At 69.0% G+C, this 21586-nt stretch carries 22 protein-coding genes and 1 pseudogene; 5 read left to right on the forward strand and 18 right to left on the reverse strand.

The genetic code is table 11. The annotated features are described in order from the left end of the window. Positions 1–135: 135 nt before the first annotated feature. From DI276_RS31075 to DI276_RS31090, 4 genes are all read right to left on the reverse strand, one after another. A complete protein-coding gene (locus tag DI276_RS31075; RefSeq protein ID WP_232837042.1) occupies positions 136–1170 on the reverse strand; it encodes a molybdopterin-dependent oxidoreductase in 1035 nt (344 codons plus the stop codon). After that, a complete protein-coding gene (locus DI276_RS31080) occupies positions 1167–1778 on the reverse strand; it encodes a class I SAM-dependent methyltransferase (RefSeq protein ID WP_112269835.1) in 612 nt (203 codons plus the stop codon). Before DI276_RS31080 ends, DI276_RS31075 begins: the two co-directional genes overlap by 4 nt. A 94-nt stretch (positions 1779–1872) precedes the next feature. Further along, positions 1873–2508, reverse strand: a complete 636-nt coding sequence (locus tag DI276_RS31085) for a TIGR04282 family arsenosugar biosynthesis glycosyltransferase (RefSeq protein ID WP_112269837.1) — start codon at positions 2506–2508, stop codon at positions 1873–1875. Continuing rightward, positions 2505–3143 (reverse strand): glycosyltransferase family 2 protein, encoded by a 639-nt coding sequence (locus tag DI276_RS31090; protein ID WP_112269839.1) that lies wholly within the window; start codon positions 3141–3143, stop codon positions 2505–2507. The genes DI276_RS31085 and DI276_RS31090 overlap by 4 nt, the downstream gene beginning before the upstream one ends. A gap of 121 nt (positions 3144–3264) precedes the next feature. Here DI276_RS31090 and DI276_RS31095 point away from each other — a divergent pair, with 121 nt between their 5' ends. After that, complete coding sequence (locus DI276_RS31095) at positions 3265–4452, forward strand: hypothetical protein (RefSeq protein ID WP_232837043.1); 1188 nt, start codon at positions 3265–3267, stop codon at positions 4450–4452. On the opposite strand, the gene DI276_RS31100 is transcribed toward DI276_RS31095, so the two are convergent. From DI276_RS31100 to DI276_RS31115, 4 genes are all read right to left on the reverse strand, one after another. After that, positions 4439–5479: an NAD-dependent epimerase/dehydratase family protein gene (locus tag DI276_RS31100; RefSeq protein ID WP_112269841.1), complete on the reverse strand. Its 1041-nt coding sequence runs from the start codon at positions 5477–5479 to the stop codon at positions 4439–4441. The two genes, DI276_RS31095 and DI276_RS31100, sit on opposite strands and share 14 nt — an antisense overlap. A gap of 53 nt (positions 5480–5532) precedes the next feature. After that, the gene (locus tag DI276_RS31105; protein ID WP_112269843.1) at positions 5533–6858 is read right to left on the reverse strand and encodes a HAMP domain-containing sensor histidine kinase; all 1326 of its coding nucleotides are present in this window, start codon (positions 6856–6858) and stop codon (positions 5533–5535) included. Beyond that, positions 6855–7526 (reverse strand): response regulator transcription factor, encoded by a 672-nt coding sequence (locus DI276_RS31110; RefSeq protein WP_112269845.1) that lies wholly within the window; start codon positions 7524–7526, stop codon positions 6855–6857. Before DI276_RS31110 ends, DI276_RS31105 begins: the two co-directional genes overlap by 4 nt. Before the next feature lie 82 nt (positions 7527–7608). Continuing rightward, on the reverse strand, positions 7609–8775 hold the full coding sequence (locus DI276_RS31115) for a beta-1,3-glucanase family protein (protein ID WP_112269847.1): 1167 nt from the start codon (positions 8773–8775) through the stop codon (positions 7609–7611). Between the two features lie 83 nt (positions 8776–8858). On the opposite strand from DI276_RS31115, the gene DI276_RS31120 reads away from it, so the two are divergent. Next, positions 8859–9833, forward strand: coding sequence for an alcohol dehydrogenase catalytic domain-containing protein (locus DI276_RS31120; RefSeq protein WP_112270036.1), 975 nt, complete (start codon positions 8859–8861; stop codon positions 9831–9833). Here the strand turns inward: DI276_RS31120 and DI276_RS31125 are convergent. From DI276_RS31125 to DI276_RS31140, 4 genes are read right to left on the reverse strand one after another with little or no spacing between them, the layout of a single operon-like run. Next, positions 9830–12154, reverse strand: coding sequence for a glycoside hydrolase family 65 protein (locus tag DI276_RS31125; RefSeq protein WP_112269849.1), 2325 nt, complete (start codon positions 12152–12154; stop codon positions 9830–9832). The two genes, DI276_RS31120 and DI276_RS31125, sit on opposite strands and share 4 nt — an antisense overlap. Then, a complete protein-coding gene (locus DI276_RS31130) occupies positions 12151–12828 on the reverse strand; it encodes an HAD family hydrolase (RefSeq protein WP_112269851.1) in 678 nt (225 codons plus the stop codon). The genes DI276_RS31125 and DI276_RS31130 overlap by 4 nt, the downstream gene beginning before the upstream one ends. Before the next feature lie 7 nt (positions 12829–12835). Next, positions 12836–13066 carry a hypothetical protein gene (locus tag DI276_RS31135; protein WP_112269853.1) on the reverse strand — a complete coding sequence of 77 codons (231 nt, stop codon included), beginning with the start codon at positions 13064–13066 and terminating at the stop codon, positions 12836–12838. Between the two features lie 25 nt (positions 13067–13091). After that, positions 13092–13793, reverse strand: a complete 702-nt coding sequence (locus DI276_RS31140) for a VIT1/CCC1 transporter family protein (RefSeq protein WP_112269855.1) — start codon at positions 13791–13793, stop codon at positions 13092–13094. A 23-nt stretch (positions 13794–13816) separates the two neighbouring features. On the opposite strand from DI276_RS31140, the gene DI276_RS31145 reads away from it, so the two are divergent. The 3 genes from DI276_RS31145 to DI276_RS31155 all read left to right on the forward strand — a co-directional run bounded on the left by DI276_RS31145 (position 13817) and on the right by DI276_RS31155 (position 15968). Beyond that, the gene (locus DI276_RS31145; protein ID WP_232837044.1) at positions 13817–14776 is read left to right on the forward strand and encodes a zinc-binding alcohol dehydrogenase family protein; all 960 of its coding nucleotides are present in this window, start codon (positions 13817–13819) and stop codon (positions 14774–14776) included. A gap of 100 nt (positions 14777–14876) precedes the next feature. Next, complete coding sequence (locus DI276_RS31150; RefSeq protein WP_198681012.1) at positions 14877–15521, forward strand: hypothetical protein; 645 nt, start codon at positions 14877–14879, stop codon at positions 15519–15521. Between the two features lie 144 nt (positions 15522–15665). After that, entirely contained in the window at positions 15666–15968 is a 303-nt protein-coding gene (locus DI276_RS31155; protein WP_112269869.1) for an iron-sulfur cluster biosynthesis protein, read from the forward strand. A gap of 228 nt (positions 15969–16196) precedes the next feature. Here the strand turns inward: DI276_RS31155 and DI276_RS31160 are convergent, their stop codons facing one another. From DI276_RS31160 to DI276_RS31185, 6 genes and pseudogenes are all read right to left on the reverse strand, one after another. Then, complete coding sequence (locus DI276_RS31160) at positions 16197–17183, reverse strand: C40 family peptidase (RefSeq protein WP_112269871.1); 987 nt, start codon at positions 17181–17183, stop codon at positions 16197–16199. Between the two features lie 222 nt (positions 17184–17405). Then, entirely contained in the window at positions 17406–18344 is a 939-nt protein-coding gene (locus DI276_RS31165; protein ID WP_112269873.1) for a C40 family peptidase, read from the reverse strand. A gap of 106 nt (positions 18345–18450) precedes the next feature. After that, complete coding sequence (locus DI276_RS31170) at positions 18451–18768, reverse strand: hypothetical protein (protein WP_112269875.1); 318 nt, start codon at positions 18766–18768, stop codon at positions 18451–18453. A gap of 30 nt (positions 18769–18798) precedes the next feature. Beyond that, positions 18799–19983 (reverse strand): MFS transporter, encoded by a 1185-nt coding sequence (locus tag DI276_RS31175; protein ID WP_232837045.1) that lies wholly within the window; start codon positions 19981–19983, stop codon positions 18799–18801. Beyond that, positions 19980–21047, reverse strand: a pseudogene (locus DI276_RS31180) (PLP-dependent cysteine synthase family protein). The gene DI276_RS31175 and the pseudogene DI276_RS31180 overlap by 4 nt, the downstream one beginning before the upstream one ends. A gap of 104 nt (positions 21048–21151) precedes the next feature. Further along, complete coding sequence (locus tag DI276_RS31185; RefSeq protein ID WP_157985052.1) at positions 21152–21523, reverse strand: hypothetical protein; 372 nt, start codon at positions 21521–21523, stop codon at positions 21152–21154. Positions 21524–21586 lie beyond the last annotated feature (63 nt).

The raw sequence follows: 21586 nt of genomic DNA on the forward strand, positions 1-21586 counted from the left end.
CGAGTGGGGCGATCAGGACGTCGTGCACGATCACGCCGCCTGCCAGCCAGACCAGCAACTCGATGGTGATCTGGGGGAGGAGGAGCCAGGCGCCCCACGCGGCCAATCCGACTCCCAGTGCGCCGACTGCGAACCTCACCGGACCTCCAACGAGGTGACCCACTTTGTCTGCAACACACCTGGCCGGTTCGGGGCGATGAGCCGGCACGGGTAGCCGTGGTCGGGGCTGAGCTCCTCGCCGTCGAGCTGGAGTGCCAGCAGTGTCAACGGATCCTGCGCGAACGCCTCCGGCAGCGTCGTCGCCCGGTACAGCCCCTCCTGCTCCAGCGACTCGACCCTGACGTCGCCCCGGGGCACCAGCTCGGCGATCCGCACGCCGGTCCACGTCGCGTTCTGGCTCCACCCCTCGACACAGGCGATCGGCAGCTCGACCGTGGTCTGCGGCATGGCTTTGAGGTCCGCCAACGAGTAGCTCTTCGTGCCGACCTGCAACCGCCAGTCCGGTGGCACCACGATGTTCGCGGCCTTCGCCGTGCGGTTGACGGGCAGTGCACCTGGCGAACGCCACGCCAGCACCGAGATGTTGCGCAGCCACGGCACCGTGACGCCCGCCGTCGCGACGACCGCCACGCCCGTTGTCAGCGCGGTCGTGCGCAGGAAAGCCCGGCGGGACAGGATGGTCTTCTCGGTCGACTTGGGTTCCAGGGAGCGCCGGATCACCGGGATCTTCACGGCGATGTGCAGCAGCAGTGCACCGATCGCGATGTACGCCACGGCGTAGTGGGCAGTGGGGAAGTAGAACGACCACGGGTAGTTCTGCGCGGCGTTGAACAGGCCGGTGACCAGCTCGAAGAACGACGCCCCGATCAGCACGAAGATCGAGCCGCGTTCGAGGGCGTGCGGCACGTTGCGGACGAGCGGTCGTTCGAAGAGCTTGGGGTAGACGGTCCACAACTTGGCCAGCAGCAAGGGAATCGACGCGACGCCGGAGATCACGTGCACGCCCTGGGTGACCCGGTAGAGGTCGACGGGCCGGGTCGGCCACGGCCAGTCGTGCTGGACGCCGTGGCTGAGCAGTCCGGTGACGAAGCACAGCCCGAACGTGATGCCGAGCCACGTGCCGACCCGGCTGGTCACGCCCGTGTGGTGGGCGGGGGCCCGGAATCTCACAGCTTCTCCCAGCAGGCGAACCAGCGTCCGGCGCGTTCTGCCTGCCACAGCAGGAAGAACCCGTCGGCCGGCACCGACTCGGCGTCGCTCCAGGCCCACGGGAACCACTGGCCGAGCGTGCCCTCGGTCCGCACGCGGGCGTGGCCGACCGTGAGCCCGGATCCGGGCTGCTCCACCTCGACGACGACGGTTCCGCTGGGCTTGAGCAGTTGCCGGACGCGGCGCAGAAGTGCCGCCGGGTCGCCGCCGATGCCGATGTTGCCGTCGGCGAGCAGGACGTGGTGCCAGCGCCCTTCGCTGGGCAGGAGGTCGAACACGTCGCGCCGGATCGCGAGGCCGCCGCGCGCGGTGGTGCGGCGGATCGCTTCCGGGGAGACGTCGACGCCGAGTGCCTGGACACCGCGGGCCAGGAGGGCGGCGACGAGACGGCCAGGGCCGCAGCCGACGTCGAGGGTGGGACCGGTGCAGGCGTCGAGGAGGAGCTCGTCGCCGGCGTCCGCGTCGGCGTGCCAGCGGGAGACACTCAGCTCGCGAGGGGTGGTGCGGGGGCTCGGGCCGGCGAGGTCGAGCCAGCTGGGGTGGCCTTGGAGGGCTTGGTCGAACATCATCCGGCCACCGCCCGGCTGCTGAGGGCCGAAAAATGTCGGTGCCGTCTGGGAGAATGGATCCAGGGGACCCCTGTGCGAGCCTGTCGGACGGGCGTCATCGGGCCACCGCCGCGATCTCGGTCAGCGTCGTGGCGAACCGGCTCTGCGGCACGTCAGCGGCCACCGCGCGGGCGTCCACCATCGTGTCCACATCGGACAGCACCGGCAGCGTCCGCACGTTCATGCCCAGCAACGCTTCCAGCGTCCGCATGCCCGTGTCCGCGCGCGACATCGGCACGTCCCGCAGCACCTCGGCCCGCCGTGGATCCCGCAACCCGAGCGCCCACCACCCGCCGTCCAGGGCGAACCCGAGCGCCGCCTCCTCGAACTCCGCGCACGACTCCAGCAGCGAAGGCGTGACCTGCGGCGTGTCCATCCCGATCTGCAGCACCGGCATCCCGAACCGCGCCACGTCGGCGTGCGCGTGCACCAGCCGATCCGCGAACGTCTCGCCGCGCTGCGGGATCACGACGCACTCGGCCAACGCGTCCCGCACGTCCGACCGCCGCACCACCCCGGCCAGCGCCACCACGGGCACCGCACCTGGCGTCGACAAAGCGGCCGACAGCGTGTCCAGCAACGACGCCGCCGCGACATCCGCGGCCTCCTCACCCGTCAGCGGCGGGCACAGGCGCGTCTTCACCTGACCGGGTACCGGTGACTTGGCCATGATCAGCAGGCAGAACCTCATCGCAGCACCCCCGCCATGTCGCGCGCCGCCCGCAACGTGCCGCGCACCGAGCCCGACACCTTGGAACGCGTCCCGGCGGCCCGCGGGCCGTACGTCACGTCGACCTCGCGCACCCGCCACCCCGCAGCGGCTGCACGGACCAGCAGCTCCAACGGATAGCCGAACGCCCGGTCCTGCACGTCCAGCGCCAGCAACGCCTCGCGCCGGCACACGCGCAGAGGCGCGATGTCGTGCACGTCCAAACCACGGCGGCGCAACAACCCTGAGATCACGGCGTTGCCCGCCCGCGCGTGCCACGGCCACACGCCGGCAGCAACCGGCACCCGCCGACCCACTACAAGATCGGCCTCGACGAGAAGCTCAGCCATCGCGGGCAGTTCGCCCAGATCCAGGGAGCCATCGGCGTCGGCGAACGCCACGAAGTCAGAAGTGGCCGCGAGCAAACCGGTGTGCACGGCAGCGCCGTAACCGCGACGAGCCTCGTGCACGACCAGAGCGCCGCACGAAGCAGCCACCGCGGGGGAACCGTCGACCGAGCCGTTGTCGACGACGATCGCGCGGTGGCCGGGAGGCAGGGAGGCGAGCACCGCAGGCAGTGCGGCGGCCTCGTCCAGGCAGGGCAACACGACATCCATGTGTCCACCCTGGACCACGGGAAAGTGTTGTGGTGCTTACGGAATTGTGACGCACGAACGAGTTCTTACGATTGTCTTGCGTGGCCTGCGGGCACCGGCCGGACCCCCTAGGTTGGGAGTGGTGCGTGTATTCATCGCCGGTCTGCTCGTCGCTGCCGCCACCATCACCGGGTTCGTGCTCAACGCCAAGTACCCGGGCCTCACCTTCGCGTCCGCCGCGCCGATCTTCGGCGAGTGGCAGCTGCACGTCGGGCCCGGCACGCCGGCGGCCGTCCTCATCGCGTTCCTGGTCTACGCCAAGGGACCCGAGCTGGCACAGCACCGGTTCGCGGTGCCGATCGCGTACGTGACGGCGGTGGCGTGGACGTTCTCGCTGGCGATGATCGACGGCTGGGGCCGGTTCGTCACCAGGCTCACCGGGGAGCACGAGTACCTGCACGAGGTTCCGGAGATCACCGACGTCCCGACGATGCTCAAGGAGTTCACCACCCGCATCCTGAACTACCAGCCCGACTCGTGGACCACGCACGTCTCCGCCCATCCGCCGGGCGCGACGCTCACGTTCGTCGCGCTGGACCGCATCGGGCTGGGGGGAGGGACCGTCGCGTCCATCTTCTGCGTCCTGGTCGGCGCGCTGGTCGTCGTCGCGATTCCCAAAGCCATCGGCGACAACGCGGTGCTGCCGTTCCTGGTGCTGTTCCCCGGCGCGGTGTGGGTCGGGGCGTCGGCGGACGGCATGTTCATGGGCGTTGCCGCCGTCGGGATCTACCTGCTCACCAGGTGGCCGCTGCTGGGTGGCGTCGTGCTCGGCTGGTGCCTGTTCCTGTCCTACGGGCTGGTGCTGCTCCTCCCGCTCGCGCTCGTCGCGCTGTGGCGGCAAGGAGAACTCGGCGCCACCGCTCGCCGGATCGCGGTGGCGCTCGTCGGCGTGCTTGCGGTGGTGGGAGCGTTCGCCATAGCGGGTTTCTGGTGGTACGAGGGCTACGAGCTGGTGAAAGTCCGCTACTACCAGGACGTCGGCACGCCCAGGCCGTACTGGTACTGGGTGTGGGCCAACCTGGCGGCGCTCGTGCTCGTCATCGGCCCGGCGGCGGTCAAGGGCCTGCGCAAGGACAAGTGGATCATCGCGGCCGGCATCGCGATCCTGGCCGCCGATCTGTCCGGCCTCAGCAAGGCCGAGACCGAACGGATCTGGCTGCCGTTCGCGGTCTGGCTGCTCGCCGGCACCGCGCGGCTGGACCGGAGGTGGCTCATCGCCCAGGCCGTCACGGCCCTGGCGGTGAACCACCTGATCCTCACCGAGTGGTGACCGGCTCCCGCTGCGCCGCGAAGGCGAACTCCCGGACACCCTCCGCGAAACCGACCTGGGCCTCGAAGCCCAGCACGTCCAACGCCTTCGCGGGCGAGGCGACGACGTGCCGCACGTCGCCCGGTCGCGCCCCGCCCACGATCGCGGGCGTGGGCCCGTCGCACGCGTCGGCCAGCGCGAACGCCAGCTCGCCGATCGTGTGCGGAGAGCCGGAGCAGACGTTCACGGCTTCGAAACCGGGTCGCGGCGACGACAACGCCAGCACGTTCGCCCGCGCCACGTCGGTGACGTGCACGAAGTCCCGCCGCTGCTTGCCGTCCTCCATGACCCGCGGCGCGACGCCGTTCTGCAACGCCGAACGGAAGATCGACGCCACCCCCGCGTACGGGGTGTCGCGCGGCATCCGCGGGCCGTAGACGTTGTGGTACCGCAACGCCCACACGCTCCCGCCCGTCTGCCGCGCCCACGCCGAAGCCAGGTGTTCCTGCGCCAGCTTCGTGGCCGCGTAGGTGCTGCGCGGGTCGAGCGGCGCGTCCTCCGGCACCAGTTCGGGCACGAGGAAGTCGCCGCAGAAACAACGCGGCTCGTACAGTCCCCGCGCCAGGTCTTCGGCAGTGCGTTCAGCCCGCACGACGCCGTGCGACAGGCACCGGTACCGCCCCTCGCCGTACACGACCATCGACGACGCCAGCACCAGCCGCGACACCCCGGCCCGGTGCATCTCGGCCAGCAGCACCGCCGTGCCGAGGTCGTTGTGCCGCGCGTACGACGGCGCGTCGAACGGGTCGACGCCGTGGCCGACCATCGCGGCCTGGTGGCACACCGCGTCCACAGTGGACAACAAGGGTCGCAGCACGTCGGCTGAGGTCACGTCGCCGATGACAAGTTCGTGGTCCAGGTCCGGAAGCGTTCCGTGCGCTTCCGGCAGCAGCGCGTCGAACAGAACGCAGTCGTGACCCTGGGCGGTCAGCTCGTCCGCGACGTGCGACCCGATGAACCCGGCCCCGCCGGTGATCAGTACTCGCATCCCCCGACCGTAGGACCGGCAGTCACCACCGCGCGCTCCCAGAGCCGATGACGTCAGGACTTCGTAATAGCCGGCAGCTCCACCACGAACCGCGCACCACGCGGGAACCGGTCCTCGACCCACACCCGGCCGCGATGGCGATGCACGTGCTCGCGAACCAGCGCGAGCCCCAGCCCGCTGCCCGTGTCGTCACCGCGACTGCCGGGCCTGCCGCGCGCGAACCGTTCGAAGATCTGCTCCCGCAACGCTTCCGGCACGCCCGGCCCGTCGTCCTCCACCTCGACGCGCGCAGTCGTGCCGTCCTGGCGCACCGCCACGAAGATCGCGCCGCCCGCGTGCCGTTCGGCGTTCTCCATCAGGTTCGCCAGCACGCGGTCGAGCCGTCGGCGGTCACCCTGCACCCGCACCGGCAGCGCCGACACCGGCACCGCCCGCCAGCGCGTGGCGACCACGTGGCGCACCAACGCGCTCAGGTCGAGCTCATCCGGCTCGTAGTCGTCGGTCTGGTCGAGGCGCGAGATCTCCAGCAGGTCCACGACCATCCGCGCGAACCGGTCGACCTCCGAGGTCAGCAGTTCCAGCGCGGTCCCCGCGGTGCCCGGCAGGTGCTCACGACGACGCCGCAGCACCGCGCCCGCGTTGACCATCGTCGTCAACGGCGACCGCAGCTCGTGCGAGACGTCCGAGGCGAACCTGGCGTCCCGCAACGCCCGCTGCTCCAGCGCTTGGGCCGTCGAGTTGAACTTCGCCGCCAGCGCGGCCAGATCCGGGTCGTCCTGGTCGGGCAACCGGGCGCGGAGATCACCACCGGCGATCCTCCCCGCGGCGGAGCTCAGTTCCGCCAACGGTTTCAGCGCGCGTTTCGACGCCCACGAACCCAGCGCGGCCCCGAGCAGCGCGGAGGAGATCGTGCCGGCGATCAGCACCGCGCTGAGGAACCCGAACGTCCGATCGAGCTGCTGCAACGGGAACAGCTCCACGTACACCGCGTTGCCCGCCACCGGCCGCGTCACGGCGATGACGGGCAGACCGCCCACGGTGATCCGGGCTTGGCCGGGTGGGCGCTCCACGAGCTCGGCAGGCAGCTGGGAGGGCTCGACCTTGCGGCCCGCCGTCACCAGACCGTCCGGGCTGAGCACCAGGATGGAGGAGTCCGGGCCGGTGGTGAGCCCGGTCAGCAGCTCGTCGAGGCCGGGGGAGGACAGCGACTTCTCGACCAGCCGCACGTTGACCTCGGCCTGCCGCGTCGCGCTCGCCTCACGTTGCCGCAGCATGTAGCCGGAGGCCAGGTTCCAGGTCGCGAGCGCCAGCACGCTCGTCACGACCAGCAGGCCGAAGCCGAACGAGAGGGTGACGCGGCAGCGCAGCGTGAGTCTCACGAGCGGATCCGATAGCCGGTGCCGCGCACGGTGAGCACCAGCGCCGGGTCGTCCGGGTTGGCCTCGATCTTGCGGCGCAGCCTTCTTATGTGCACGTCGAGCAGTCGAGTGTCACCAAAGTAGTCATATCCCCAAACCTTTTGCAGCAACTGTTCCCTGGTGACGATTCGGCCGCCCGCACCAGCGAGTTCCAGCAGCAGTCGGAATTCCGTGCGAGTGAGATGAACGCGTTCCCCCGCTCGGTGCACAAGTCCTTCGTGCGGACGGATTTCCAGATCGCCGATCCGAACGGCTTCCCGTCCTGGTCCGCGCCGGCGCAACAACGCTCGTATTCGCGCCGCGAGAACGCTCGCCATCAACGGTTTCGTGACGTAGTCGTCCGCTCCCGCCTCCAGCCCGGCGATCACGTCACGGGCGTCGGTGCGCGCCGTCACGACGATGATGGGCAGGTCACCACGTGCGCGGAGGGTGCGCACGACCTCCAGGCCGTCCATGCCGGGCAGCGTGAGGTCGACCAGCACCACGTCGAACGACTCGGTCTCCAACCGCCGTAACGCCTCTTCGCCCGAACCCGCCTCGTCAACGGTGAAATCCTCGTCGGACAAGGCGAGGCTCAGCGCCTGCCGGATTCGCTCGTCGTCTTCGACCAGCAGGACCCCTACGCACACAACGACTCCACTGTGTGAGAGCCGCGGCGACGGCGTCTCACACAGTGGAGTGAAAGTCGATCAAAAGCAAGAACGCTTTGGTTCAGAATGCGGTTAGCGTGACTTTGGCTGATCGCGGGTTGGGTTCGTGGACAAGTGACTCGAACGCGCCGACGTCATCGAACGCGAACCCGTAAGCCTTCCCGTCGACCATGTTGGCGTGCACGATCTTCGAGTAGTGGTTGGTGATCGAGCGGGTGTAGAACTGGCTCGCGTCGTACGTCGGCTGGGTGTGGACGTGCCCGAGCGTCGAGCGGTTCAGCGCCGCGCAGAGCGACCGCGAGATCGCGCCGACGTCGTTGTTCGGTGCCGCGAGCCGGCCGTCGCAGTTGAAGACGTCCCGCGTCGACGGCTGCTGGAACGACGCGACCTGCTGGCCGGCCGTGTTGGTGAAGTTGAGGACTCCACCGCTGGTGCGGCCGGTGAACTTGCGGTTCGGCTCGTTCTGGTACGGCACTACGGTCAGCGGCGTGTTCGCGTAGGTCGACCACGTGCTGCTGACGTAGCTGGAGAAGTAGGAGCTCGAGAACACGCCCGCGTCGAGGCCCTTGCTGGGGTTGAGGACGCGCAGCCGGGTGCCGTCGGGCCGGGTGTAGATCAACCGCGCCCAGTCGCCGCCCAGCTGCTGGTGCTGGTCGAAGATGCGGTTGCGCCCGCCGGAGACCGGCTGGCCGGTCTTCCTGGTGGCGCCAGCCTGAGACGTCGCCTCGACCGCGTGCGGGACGGAGAACATGTCGACCTGGGAGCTGTTCAACCACAACCCGCCGCCGTTGTAGGTGAACTCGCTCCAGTCGAACAGGATGTCGCGGTTCGGGTCGCCCGCGGCCCACGGCGCCGGCTGCACCAGCCCGCCGGGCACCAGGAAGAACTTCAGCTTGTCCCGGAAGGACATGTAGAGCCGGCCGCCGGCCAGGTTGAGCGGGATCTGCAGGGTCCGGCTGCCGCCGTTGCCGGGGCCGGGGATGGACACGTCCGGTGCGGGCGTTGGCGGGATCGCACCTCCGGACCACGGGGTGAACTGGCCGTTCGCGTTCACGTGCCCGAGCCGGCCGCCCATCTCGCCGAACACGTACAGGTGGACGGCGTCACCGCGGCCGGAGTTGTTCGTGACGGTGAGCGGGAGCAGGTTCGGTGGAGCGGCTTGCACGGTTGGGGACAACGTTGTCAGCCCAAGTAGGGCCGATGTCGCGAGCAGCAGGAGCTTGCGCATCGACTATCTCCTCACTGAGACAGGGTTGCGTGAGAGCGCTCTCATACCAGCGCGATCGCGTTCATATGTCAAGAATGGTCTTCATGCGCGCCCTGACGGTTGATCTTGCACGAGCCGGTTCCTTGTCGTTGACCGAATTGCCCGATCCGGTGCCCGGACCAGAGGACCTGCTGGTGGAGGGCGTCGCGATCGGGATCTGCGGGACGGACCGCGAGATCGCGCGCGGCGAGTTCGGGGTCGGCGAAACTCTCGTGATCGGACACGAGTCGCTGGGGCGGGTGATCAGCGGACCGGGGTTCGCGCCGGGGGATCTTGTCGTGGGCGTGGTGAGGAGACCGGACCCGGTGCCGTGCGTGGCGTGTGCGCGCGGAGAGTTCGACATGTGCCGGAACGGGCAGTACACCGAGCGCGGGATCACCGGGCTGGACGGCTACGGCTCGACGTTGTGGACGGTCCCGGCCGCATATGCCGTTGGTGTCAGCTCGTCGACAGGTGTCCTCGTGGAACCGTTGTCGGTGGTGGTGAAGGCGTGGGAACGGCTGGATCGGCTGGCGTTGTTCCCGTTCGAGAGCGTGCTGGTGACCGGCGCGGGACCGATCGGGCTGCTGGCGGCGTTGATCGGGGTGCAGCGCGGGCTGGACGTGCACGTCTTCGATCTGGCGTCGGACGGCCCGAAGCCTGCGCTGGTGGAGTCCTTGGGCGCGACCTACCACCGCAAGCTGCCCGATCACCAGGTCGTGATCGAGGCGACGGGCGCGCCTGCACTGGTGGCGCAGCTGCTCGGGCGCGACCTGGTGTGCCTGACCGGGGTTCCGTCCACTGAGGTCGTTCCGGTCGACCTCGGCCAGGCGAACCGGGATCTGGTGCTGCGCAACGGGATCGTGCTCGGCACGGTCAACTCGAACGTGCGGCACTACCAGGAGGCGGCCGCGGTGCTGGACCGGGCCGACGACTCCTGGGTGTCGTCGTTGATCACTCGGCGCGTTCCGCTGGAGTCCTATGCGGAGGCGTTCGAGCAACGGCCGGACGACGTGAAAGTGGTCCTGGAGCTCGGTTAGTGCCTGCGCGGTTCCCGGCCGAACGGCGACTCCGGCCGTTCGAGCTCGGGAGCCTTCGGGATCGGCATGGTCACGGGCGCGTCCGCCGTGATCGTGATCGGCTCACCGTGGTGCTCGGTGACGAGCTCGGTGCCGTCCACGATCCGGTAGGTGGCCTCGGTCGCGCACACGTCGATGGCGATCCTCGTGCCCTGGAAGGCCATCCGGAACGAGAACCTGGTGAGCGCGGCAGGCAGCCGCGGCGCGAAGGTCAGTTCGCCGCCGTGGTCGCGCATGCCGCCGAACCCGGCCACCAACGCCATCCAGGCGCCCGCCAGCGACGCCATGTGCAGGCCGTTGTTGACGTTGTTGTGCAGGTCGTGGAGGTCGGTGTACGCGGCTTCGACGAGATAGTCGAACGCCAGGTCCAGGTGGCCGACCTCCGCGGCGAGCACCGCCTGCGTGCCCGCCGACAACGACGAGTCGCGGACCGTTCGCGCCTCGTAGTAGGCGAAGTTGCGGGCCTTCTCCTCGGCGGTGAACATGTCGCCACGGACGTGCATGGCGAGCACGAGGTCCGCCTGCTTCACGACCTGGCGCCGGTACAGGTCGAAGTACGGGAAGTGCAGCAGCAGCGGATACTTGTCCTCCGGTGTGTTCTCGAAGTCCCACTCCGCGTGCTTGGTGAAGTTGTCCGCCTGCGGGTGCACCTGCAGCATCTCGTCGTAGGGGACGGCCATCGCGTCGGCGGCGCTGCGCCACGCGGCGATCTCCTCCGCGGACGCGTTCGCCTTGTCCGGGTGGCGTTCCGCGGCGTTGGCGGCGGCCCACAGGTTCTGCTGGGCGATCAGGTTGGTGTAGACGTTGTTGTCCACGATCGCCGAGTACTCGTCCGGGCCGGTGACGCCGTCGATGCGGAACCCGTCGTGGCGGTCGTGGTGGCCGAGCGAGCACCACAGCCGTGCGGTCTCCACCAGGATCTCGGTGGCCTCGTCGCGGTCGAAGCACTCGTCGTTGGTGGCGTTCAGGTACTGCTGGGTGGCGTAGGCGACGTCGCCGGAGACGTGGAACGCGGCCGTGCCCGCCGGCCAGTAAGCCGAACACTCGGCGCCGTTGATCGACCGCCACGGGAACGCGGCGCCCTTGAGCCCCAGCACCTTCGCGCGGTCGCGGGCCTTGTCCAAAGTGGAGTGCCGCCACCGCAGCGCGTCGCGGGCCGCGTCCGGCACCGTGTAGGTGAGGACAGGGAGCACGAACATCTCGGTGTCCCAGAAGGCGTGGCCGTCGTAGCCGGGTCCGGTGAGGCCTTTTCCGGGGATGGCGCGGGTTTCACCGCGGGCACCGGCCTGCAGGATGTGGAACAACGCGAACCTGATGGCCTGCTGCAGCTCGTCGTCGCCCTCGATCTCGATGTCGGCGACCTGCCAGAAGTCGTCCAGGAACTCCCGCTGCTCCTGCAGCAGCCCGTTCCAGCCGGTCTGGCAGGCGCCTGCGAGCGCGGCCTCGACCTGGGCGCGAAGTGCCGGTGTGGAACGCTTTCCGGACCAGCCGTAGCCGAGGTATTTGGTGAGCTTCAGGCAACTGTCGGCGGCGACGTCGACCGCAACGGTGAACCGGGCGAGGTCGGACTCGGCGCGGATCTCCGTGCGGACGTCGAGCCCGTCCGCGACCTCGACCTCGTGATCCATGGCGGCGGCCATCCGCAGCCCGGACTTCTTGGTCTGGTGGCACAGCACGGCCCGCGTCTTCTCCGCCATCGTGAAGTTGTTGACCAGCGGGGACTCCAGCGCGGCGGCGACGCGGGGATCGTTGGTGCGGTGGATGGTCGGCTCGTTGGCGAGCAGGTCGGACTGGACGACGAGCTGCAGGTCGTCCATCGGCTCGACCTCGTACCGGATGGCAGCGACCGCGCGTTGCGTGAACGACACGAGCCGCTCGCTGCGCACGATCACGCGACGGCCGGTCGGCGACTCCCAGAGCGTGCGGCGGCGCAGCGTGCCGGAGCGGAAGTCGAGGACGCGTTCGTGCTCGATCGCGTTGCCGTAGCGCATGTCCAGCGGCTCGTCCTCGACCAGCAACCGGATGATCTTGCCGTCGGTGACGTTGACGACGGTCTGGCCGGCCTCCGGGTAGCCGTAGCCCGCTTCTCCGTACGGCAGCTGGTGTTCCTCGTAGAAGCCGTTGAGGTACGTGCCCGGCAGGCCGCGCGGTTCGCCTTCGTCGAGGGTGCCGCGCATGCCGATGTGGCCGTTGGACAGGGCGAACGTCGACTCGGTGCGGTGCAGCTGGTCGACGGCGAGGCCCTGCCAGCGCAGCGTCCACGGCTCGATCGTGTAGCTCATGCCATCAGCTCGTCGAGCTCGTTGACGACCACGTCGGCGCCGTTGGCTTTGAGCGCATCGGCTTGGTTGCCGCGGTCGACGCCCACGACGAAGCCGAAGCCGCCGTCGTGGCCTGCCTTGACGCCCGCCAGCGCGTCTTCGTAGACAGCGGCGTGCTCCGGTGCCGTTTTGAGCCTTCTGGCGCCTTCGACGAACGAGTCCGGTGCCGGTTTGCCCCGCAGGTTCGACGCGACGATCACGTTGCCGTCCACCAGGGCGTCGACGTAGTCCAGCAGGTCGCCCGCGCGCAGCACGCGCATGGCGTTGGCCGACGACGTGACCACGCCGATCGGCACGCCGGCCTGGCGCGCGGCCTGCAGGTAGCGGACGGAGGCGGGGTAGGGCGTGATGCCCTCCTCGTCGATGATCTGGTTGACCAGGTCGTTCTTCTGGTCGCCGACGCGGCGGATCTCGTCCTCCGGCGGCGTGAGGCCGCGGGACGCGAGGAAGCTGCGGACGCCGTCGTAGCGCGGCTTGCCGTCCACATAGGCGAGGTAGTCCTGCTCGCCGAACGGCTGGCCCATGCTCTCGAACGTCTGCTTCCACGCCTTGCGGTGCAGGACCGCGGTGCTCGTGAGCACGCCGTCGAGGTCGAACAGCAACGCCGTGATCTTCTCCGGGATGCCGAGGCTCATGCTTCGATCATGCACCCGTCTCGTCGTCCTCGCCGCGCTCTTCCGGCCGTTCTTCCGCGAGCCGTTCGTCGAGGGGACGCGGGTGGGCCTGTTCGTACTCGGTCATCCCGTACTTGTTCGACTCCGCCCAGCCTTCTTCCGGCTCGGTCTCCAGCGGGTCGTGCTTGATGTTGTCCTCGTCGAGGGCCTCGAAGTCGTCGGTGTCCTCGGAGATGTATGCGCCGCGTTCTTCGCTCATGTCTCTGGCAGTACCCAGTTCGGTGCTATCCGATGCTTTGGCCCACGAGCGAGCCGATCGCGTAGGTGACGCCCATGGCGATCAGTCCGCCCGCGATGTTGCGGACGACCGCGCGCCTCCGGTTCGCGCCGCTCAGCCGCGCGCTGATGAAGCCGGTGAGGGCGAGGGTGAGGATGGCGGCCGCGACGGTGACGGGGACGCGGAGGCCGGTCGGGGTCAGCGCGATCGCGGCGAGGGGGAGGAGTGCGCCGATGGTGAAGCTGAGGAAGCTCGCGATGGCGGCGCCCCACGGGTTGGTCAGCTCGTCCGGGTCGATGTGCAGCTCGGCCTCGGCGTGCGCGGCCAGGGCGTCGTGCTTCGTGAGCTGCTTGGCGACCTCTTCGGCGGTGTCCTCGTCCAGGCCCTTGCCCTCGTAGATCTCCTTGAGCTCTTCGAGTTCTTCTCGTGGCGTGTCCCTGAGCTCGCGGCGTTCCTGGGCGAGCAGCGCCCGTTCGGCGTCGCGCTGGCTGCTGACCGACACGTACTCGCCGCTGGCCATGGACATGGCGCCCGCGAAGAGGCCGGCCAGGCCCGCGACGAGGATCTGGGCACGGTCGGTGGTGGCACCGGCGACGCCCACGACGAGGCTGGCCGTGGAGACGATGCCGTCGTTCGCACCGAGAACGCCCGCGCGCAGCCAGTTCATCCGGTCGCCGCTGACCTCGTCGTGGGGCTCGTGGTGCGTCATTTCCGCAGGCTAACCTGGGGATCGTGCTTTCGTGGCTGACCACGCCGCTGCGTCTCGTCGACGTGCCGGTGCCGTCGCCCGCTCCGGGGGAGTTGCTGGTGCGGGTGCTCGCCTGCGGGGTCTGCCGGACCGATCTGCACGTCGTGGACGGGGATCTGCCCGTGCATCGTCCTTCGGTCGTGCCTGGGCATCAGGTCGTTGGCGAGGTTGTTGTTGCCGCTGGCTCATTCGCCGTTGGTGAGCGGGTCGGCATCGCGTGGTTGCGGCACACGTGCGGTGAATGTCGGTTCTGTTTGCGTGGTTCCGAGAACCTCTGCCCGTCGTCGCTCTACACCGGGTGGGACGCTGACGGCGGTTATGCGTCTTATGCGGTCGTTCCTGCTGCATACGCGTTGAGGCTGCCCACTGGGTATTCGAACGAGTCGTTGGCGCCGTTGTTGTGTGCCGGGATCATCGGATATCGGGCGTTGAAGCGTGCTGACGTGCCCTCGGGCGGCCGGTTGGGGATCTACGGATTCGGCGGGTCGGCTCATCTGGCCGCGCAGGTCGCCGTTGCTCGCGGGTACGAGGTGCACGTGGTGACCCGGTCTGCCGCGGCTCGTTCGCTGGCGTTGTCGTTGGGGGCGGCTTCGGCTTCTGAGACGGTGCCGCCGGTGCTGCTGGACTCGGCCGTGCTGTTCGCGCCGGTGGGGACGTTGGTGCCGCCTGCTTTAGCGGCGTTGGACCGGGGTGGGACGTTGGCCATCGCCGGGATCCATCTGTCCGATGTTCCTGGTTTGTCGTACTCGCAGCACCTCTTCCAGGAGCGGCAGATCCGGTCGGTCACCGCGAACACGCGGGCGGATGCTGCTGAGTTCCTGTCTTTCTGCACGTCGCATCGGTTGTCGGTGGCAGTGCAGCCGTACGCGTTGGGTGAGGCGAACCTGGCGCTGTCAGACCTCCGGGCAGGCCGCGTGACAGGCGCCGCGGTGCTTGTCGCGTGATGTTTTGCCTGATCAGAGGCAAGATGTGCAGTTTTTGTCAGACCTCCGTGGCACCATGTCGAACAGGTGTTCGTCTGATGCTGTAGGAGGTAGGTCCCAGATGCAGATCGATCCCCGTCGCTGGCCGGGCCGCGTGGTGCCTTCCACCGACGCCGACGTGGACATCGCCGTGGAGTCGCTGTGCACCCGCGCCTCCTGGCCGGACGCCGACCGCCGGTGGGTGCGCCGCCTGCTCGAGCCGTGGTTCAAGGCGGACTGGAGCGTCGACGCGGTGCTGGTGGCCATCGACACCAAGCCGGACGGCACCCGCCAGGGCCGCCCGCGCTCACGCTCGCAGGTCGCCCACGAGTTCCTGCGCGCGCGGATGATGGTGTGGATCGCGGACGGCGCCCGCCTCGCCCGCCCGCCGTTAGCCGGCATGTCGCTGGGCGAGTGGTTCCGCGTGAACCGCCGCAACGCGCTGCTGAACTCGCGGCGCTCCTCTTCGGCGTTGACGTCCGAGGGCGAGCGCGCACGGGCGGAGTCGCGCGCCCTGGCCCACCGCCGCGACCCGGTCGAACGCAGCCGCGAGAAGGGGCGCCGCCGCGTCGAGGCGCTCGACAGCCTGCTGGTGCCCGGCCAGGAGGCCCCGTCGTTCGCCGACTCGTGGCGCCTGGTCGCCGAACTGATCCCGGTGCCCCGCGTCTGCTCGGCGTGCGGCCACGTCCGGAACGAGGTGACCCGCCAGGCCCACCGCGTCGCGTAGGTGGTGTGGTCCGGCGCAGGTTGCCGCTCAGCGTTCCTGACCGCGGACCACGTCGTTTACCTGCGTCTTCGCCGAATGGTGGTTGAACCCGGCCGATGCTGGGAACACGGGACGAGTTTCCTGTTTCCTGTTGAAGGGGCCGACATGCTCGAAGTGACGCCGATGGCTGCCGAGGTCATCAACGAGTTGACGTCGCAGTCAGCCGCCACCAACGACGGCGTCGGCCTGCGCTTCGCCCTCGCCGCCGAGCAGAACAGCCAGGCAGCGCTGGAGTTGTCGCTGAGCGAAGCCGTGGACGGCGACCAGGTGGTGACGGCTGACGCGGGCGCCAAGGTCATCATGGAGCCTGCCGCCGCCCAGTACCTGGAGGACAAGGTCCTGGACGTGCGCCAGGACGCCGAGGGCAACCCGGCCTTCGCGATCGCGCGTCAGGACCACGAGGCCTGACCGCCGGCGCCGGTTCCGGCGCGCACCTCACCCACGGGTTGTCTGCTCACGCGGTTGGGCAGGCGATGTTGTGCATCCAGGACGTTGTGCGTCCAGGGTGAGCAGACCACAGGACGGGCCGGACTTCTCCGCGGAGAAGTCCGGCCCGTTTCTGCTCACCCGCTGGAGTGACAAGAGCGCCCCCTGCCCGAAGGCAAGGGGCGCTCTCGAAGAACCCGAAGAACCGAGTCAGCCCTCGATGCGGCGAATAGCCGTGACCGGGCCGATCGAGTCGATGTCGGCGACCTTCACCGGCACGCCCTCGGTGGAGGCGTGCACCGCGCGGATGCCGTCGATGGCCATGGCCACGTGGGACTGGCTGGAGTAGTAGACGAGGATGTCGCCCGCCTTGACCTCACCACGCGTGACCGGGCGACCGGCGGCCGCCTGGGCGTAGCTGGTGCGGCCGATCGAGACGCCGGCCCACGCGTACGCCTTCTGGATCAGCGAGGAGCAGTCCCAGGCGTCCGGGCCGTTCGCGCCGTAGACGTAGGGTTCGCCGCGCTGGTCGAGGGCGAACTGCAGCGCCTTGCCCGCGGTGCCCGCCGGCACCGGGATGTTCGACATGTCGCCGCGCTGTGCGAGCTGGTTCCTGACGGACACGCTCAGCGACTGGTACTGGGCCTTCGCCTCGGCGAGCTGCTTGTCGAGGTCGGCCTTCTTCTGCTCGATCTCGCCGAGCAGCTTCTTCGAGGCCTCAGTGGCCTCGTTGGCCGTCTTCGTGGCGTTGTCCGCCGCGTTGACCGCGTCGCTGAGAGCCTTCAGGGCCTCGGCGTTGTCGGCCGCCAGGATGTTGATGGCCGACATGCGGTTCAGGAAGTCCTGCTGCGAGTCGCTCACGAGCAGCGCCGAGAGCTGGTTGAAGCTCGCTCCCTGGAAGCTCGACTCGGTGAGGACGTCGACCTGGCCGCGGAGGGACTCCTCGGCCTTCTGTGCAGTGGCCAGGTCACCCTTGGCCTTGTCCAGATCACCCTGCTTGGCCTTGAGGTCGTCCTGGGCCTTCAGGTGGTCCTGGTTGAGCTGAGATGCCTTCTCGGACAGCTCGTTGTACTTCTTGAGCGCGTCCGCGGCAGAAGGCTGTGCAGTGGCCGGGGTCGTGGGGAGAGCGGCCGCGACGACAGCTGCCGTCGCTACGAGCGCTCCACGCACGGTACGGCGCGAGGGTTGCGACACCACGTCGCGGGTCCTCCTTTTTCCTGGCAGTCGCCCCGCAAAAACTACTGCGCGTAAGGCGACAACCTTGGCGTGTGCCCCGAGTGGGTTAACTGCTGGGCCGAAGGTCTCGGACAGGTTACGGAACGACCTTGTGTTCGTCTACCTCCGGGCATTCAACAGTTCACCGGACCGCACGCTCTCACAGACGTCTACGTCGGTTTATCGCGGGGTGGGAGAGAAGCGTCACCCGACGACCCGGCGGATCACCGAGATGGGTCCGATGGAGTCGATGTTCGCGACCTTGACCGGCACGCCCTCGGTGGACGCGTGCACCGCGCGAACGTTGTCCACGGCCATCGCCACGTGCGATTGTCCCGAGTAGTAGATGATCAAGTCACCGGGCGCGACCTCGCCGCGGCTCACGGCCCGGCCGACCTTCGCCTGGTCGTAGGTGACGCGCGGGATGGACACACCGGCGTCCCGGTACGAGGCCTGCGTGAGCGAAGAGCAGTCCCACGAGCCGGGCCCGTTCGAACCGAAGACGTACGGCTTGCCCTGCTGGCTCAGCGCGAACTGCAGCGCCCTCCCGGCCGCGCCGGCGGGCGCGTTCACGGTGACCTTGGGGCCGGTAGCAGCCAAGGTCTGCTTCTGCGGCGCGGACAACGACTGGTACCTGGCGCGCGCGGCCCCCACCTGCTGGTCCATGGCGGCTTTGCGGACGGTCACGTCCGCGACCAGCTTTTCCGCCGCTGCGGCCGCGGCCGTGGCGTCGGAGCGCGCCTTCTTGGCCGCGTCCAGCTTGGCGTTCATCCGCGTCACGGCGTCGTTCTGGTCGGTGGCGATGATGTTCATCGCCTGCATCCGCTCCAGGAAGTCCTGCTGGGACGTCGAGGTCAGGAACGCCGAAAGGTTGTTGAGCCGAGCGCCCTCGAACGACGCCGTGGTGAGCACGTCGACCTGGCCCCGGTACTGCTCGGACTCGGCCAGCGCCTGCTTCTCGGCCTCCGTCGCGATGCCCACGATCGCGTTCGCCTTCGAGAGGTCACCGGTGGCCTTGAGGTGGTCCTGGGTGAGCTTCTCGGCGTGGTGCGTCAGGTCGGTGTACGCCTTGAGCGCCTCGTCGGCTGGTTGCGCGTGCGCCGTTGGCATCGACACCACCGTCGCGGCGACCACGGCGGCCATAGCGGTCGTCCTTGCAGCACGTCGGCCGGGCACGCGGCCTCCTCAGAGAGTCGGGAACAACTTCTGAGGAGGCGTACGGCCGGACGGTCCACGAGGTTCAGCCCGATCACGCCGCCCGGCGTGCCTCGATCGAGGCACGGCAGGCGGCGATCAGGCGGTTGGTGGCCGCGCTGCCCCCGCGCCCACAGCGGGGGCAGCGCATCGCGACATCACCGGAGACCTCGTCGACCACCACGCCGAGTTCGGCGTCGCAGCCGCGGCACCAGCGGTGGCGCGTGACCGGGTTGACGTGCACGGGAGATGCCACGCACTGGTGAATCCACCTCCCGTGCACGTGGCAGGTCAGGCGGTCGTCGGGCGCCAGCACGCCGTCGTCCTCCGCGAGGTCTTCCTCGACCAGCGTCGCGATGAGATTGGCGATCATGACGTCCTCCGATCCGAAGTCCTGCCTCTGCTAACTCGTCGAAGGAGCGAGCTCCGAATCGACACGGGACGCCAATTTTTTGAGCGCCCACGCACACCCGAGCCCCACCGACGTGAGAGCGAGCCAAGGCACCCATGGCACACCCGCGCGCGCTGCAGCGTCGAACGCAATTCCGGTGAGTAGATTGCCGAGCAGGATCCCGACGCCCACGACCGTGTTGTAGAGGCCGTAGTGCGTGGCCACGAGCCGGTCACCCGACAGCGAGACGATCTTGTCCATCTCGAACGGGAACACCACCATCGTGCCCAGCGCGAGCAGCGCCGCACACAGGACCAGCCCGGCCCAGCCGCCGAAAACCGCGGGCAGGAAGGCCAAACCCAGGATCAGCAGGCCGACGACCAGTGACCGGTCCGGCCCGAACCGCATCCGCGCCCACGCCGTGACCCGCAGCTGGCCCACGACCGCCAGCACGCCCGACACGGCGAACAGCACGGCCGTCAGCACCGCCGACCCGGAGGCCAGCGGCAGTGCCAGGTAGACCTGGAACGACAGCACGTACGACCCGGTCATCGCCACCGCGAAGAGCACGAACCGCCGGTTCGAGAACACCAGCCGCCAGTCCGCCAGCACGGAATCCCCGGACGCCTGGCCGGAACGCGCGGGCAGCGACCGCCACTGCAACACGGTCAGCACCAGGAAGACCGAAGCCGCCACCAGGCACGTCACCCGGAAGTCCACAGCGGTCAGCGCGAGCCCGATGAGCGGCCCGACCAGAATTCCGGTCTGGTAGAAGACGTTGAACAACGCGAACGCTTCAACGCGCCGAGGACCGGCATCGGCCGCCACATAAGCGCGCACGGCCGGGTTGAACAACGCCCCGGCGAACCCGGTGAGAGCCGACGCGATCACCAGCGCCGGCAGTCCGTCCACGAGCCCGAGCAACGCGAATCCGCCGGTCCGCAACGCACAGCCCGCCACGATCAACGGCTTGTACCCCAAGCGATCCGCGAGAGTTCCGCCGATCAGGAACATGCCCTGCTGCGCGAAGTTCCGCACTCCCAAGACGAGCCCGACGGCCCATCCGGCCAGCGCCAGCGTGACCGACAGGTGCGAGGCCAGGTACGGCATCAACGTGTAGAAGCCGACGTTGATGCTGAACTGGTTGAGCAGCAACAACTGCACGCTGCGGTCGAACGAGCGGAACTGCGCGATCACGCCGTCACCGCCAGAGGGTCCACAACGGACCGACACATCGTCCACGACAGCACTTCGCGTTCTCCCAAAGACGAGATCTCCAGCGGATCCGCGGCCGGAACCACGTCCAGCAAGCCGTGCGAGGCGCAGTACTCGTCGCTGAACACGGTGTCGAAGTAGCGCTGCGGCCCGTCCGGGAACACGGCGGCGATCCGCGTGTCCGCCGGAGAAGTCCGCGCCAACCAGGACGCCACCAGAGCAACGGCGCCCACGCTCCAGCCACCGCTCGCGTAGTGCCGCGAAGCCAGCGTCCGGCACGCCCACACCGCCTCGCCGGGGTTCACCCAGTGCACCTGGTCGAACGCCGGGTAGTCGACGTTGCGCGGGAAGATGCTCGACCCGAGCCCGCGCATCAGCCGGGTCCGGGCCGGCTGCCCGAAGATCGTCGAGCCGATCGCATCGACGCCGACCAGCCGCAACGCCGGGAAGTGCCGCCGCAGCGCCGAAGCCACCCCGGCGGAGTGCCCACCGGTGCCCACCGCGCAGACGAGCACGTCGACGTGTCCGAGTTGAGCGGCCAGTTCGTCCGCCAGCGGCGCGTACCCGGCCACGTTGTCCGGGTTGTTGTACTGGTCAGGGCAGTACGCGCCGGGCAGCGACGAGAGCAGTGCCGCCACTCGCGGCGCGCCGCGCCTCCTGCCAGCCGCCGGTCGGGTGCGGGCTCTCCACCAGGTCCACGGTGGCCCCGTAGGCGCGGAGCATCCGCCGGATGATCGGCTCCAGGCCGGGATCGGTCACCAGCGTGACCGGGATGTCGTGCACCACCCCGGCGAGCGCCAGCCCGAGGCCGAGCGTGCCGCTGGTCGACTCGACGATGTGGCCGTCCGCCGACAGGTCACCGCGTTCCAGCGCGCGGCCGATCATGTGCAGGGCGGCGCGATCTTTCATGCCACCGCCGGGGTTGGCGCACTCCAGCTTCGCCCAGAAGCCGGACGGGGAGTGCGGGAGAGCTCGTCGATCCACAGCACGGGCGTGTTGCCCACGATGCCCGCAGGCGTGTTGCGGTCGAGAACAGGAACAGACATGGGAATCCCTCGGAAGGATTGGTCATGGGCCGGTTCGAGAGCGCGCGTCAACGTGACAGGACCGCAGAAAGTCCTGTCAGGGCACGCAAAAGAGGGGTTCGGCCTTACGTCCGGGAGATGCCGAGGTCGAGCAGTAGTGTGCGCCCGGAGCGCGGTTGCTCGTGGCGCCACTGACACGAATGCGGGGTGGCGGCGGTCTGCGTGACCGGTCCGTCGTCGAAGTCAGGCAGCGCAACGGAAGCGGCGCCGGCCTGAACGGCAGCCGGAGCGGGCGTGGCGGCAGACAGGTGGTGGGTGTCGCCGTGGTGACAGAACTCACCGGAGAAGTCCCCGGAGAAATCCACCGCGATGCCCGGTGTGAACGCGCCGTGGTGCGCCGGCTCAGGTGGGCACGCCGGGTGGAGCACGAACACCGCGAGAAGCATCAGCACGACGACGACGGCATTTCGACGCCCTGTCGTCAGATGGTTCCGCACGGTTACCAACCTACCGGTGTGGCGGATCTTGTAAAGCGGCCTGTTAGGTTAGGTAAAGCTAAC

The sequence above is a fragment of the Lentzea terrae genome (genome assembly GCF_003265345.1).
GTDB classification, from domain to species: Bacteria; Actinomycetota; Actinomycetes; order Mycobacteriales; family Pseudonocardiaceae; genus Lentzea; species Lentzea terrae.

Bases quoted from the DNA above. Each gene is read 5' to 3' on its own strand.
- DI276_RS31115 (WP_112269847.1), bottom strand. From the start codon at position 8,775: ATGCGCAAGCTCCTGCTGCTCGCGACATCGGCCCTACTTGGGCTGACA.
- DI276_RS31165 (WP_112269873.1), bottom strand. From the start codon at position 18,344: ATGGCCGCCGTGGTCGCCGCGACGGTGGTGTCGATGCCAACGGCGCAC.
- DI276_RS31150 (WP_198681012.1), top strand. From the start codon at position 14,877: ATGCAGATCGATCCCCGTCGCTGGCCGGGCCGCGTGGTGCCTTCCACC.
- DI276_RS31080 (WP_112269835.1), bottom strand. From the start codon at position 1,778: ATGATGTTCGACCAAGCCCTCCAAGGCCACCCCAGCTGGCTCGACCTC.
- DI276_RS31155 (WP_112269869.1), top strand. From the start codon at position 15,666: ATGCTCGAAGTGACGCCGATGGCTGCCGAGGTCATCAACGAGTTGACG.
- DI276_RS31090 (WP_112269839.1), bottom strand. From the start codon at position 3,143: ATGGATGTCGTGTTGCCCTGCCTGGACGAGGCCGCCGCACTGCCTGCG.
- DI276_RS31085 (WP_112269837.1), bottom strand. From the start codon at position 2,508: ATGAGGTTCTGCCTGCTGATCATGGCCAAGTCACCGGTACCCGGTCAG.
- DI276_RS31135 (WP_112269853.1), bottom strand. From the start codon at position 13,066: ATGAGCGAAGAACGCGGCGCATACATCTCCGAGGACACCGACGACTTC.
- DI276_RS31140 (WP_112269855.1), bottom strand. From the start codon at position 13,793: ATGACGCACCACGAGCCCCACGACGAGGTCAGCGGCGACCGGATGAAC.
- DI276_RS31130 (WP_112269851.1), bottom strand. From the start codon at position 12,828: ATGAGCCTCGGCATCCCGGAGAAGATCACGGCGTTGCTGTTCGACCTC.
- DI276_RS31170 (WP_112269875.1), bottom strand. From the start codon at position 18,768: ATGATCGCCAATCTCATCGCGACGCTGGTCGAGGAAGACCTCGCGGAG.
- DI276_RS31120 (WP_112270036.1), top strand. From the start codon at position 8,859: ATGCGCGCCCTGACGGTTGATCTTGCACGAGCCGGTTCCTTGTCGTTG.
- DI276_RS31125 (WP_112269849.1), bottom strand. From the start codon at position 12,154: ATGAGCTACACGATCGAGCCGTGGACGCTGCGCTGGCAGGGCCTCGCC.
- DI276_RS31100 (WP_112269841.1), bottom strand. From the start codon at position 5,479: ATGCGAGTACTGATCACCGGCGGGGCCGGGTTCATCGGGTCGCACGTC.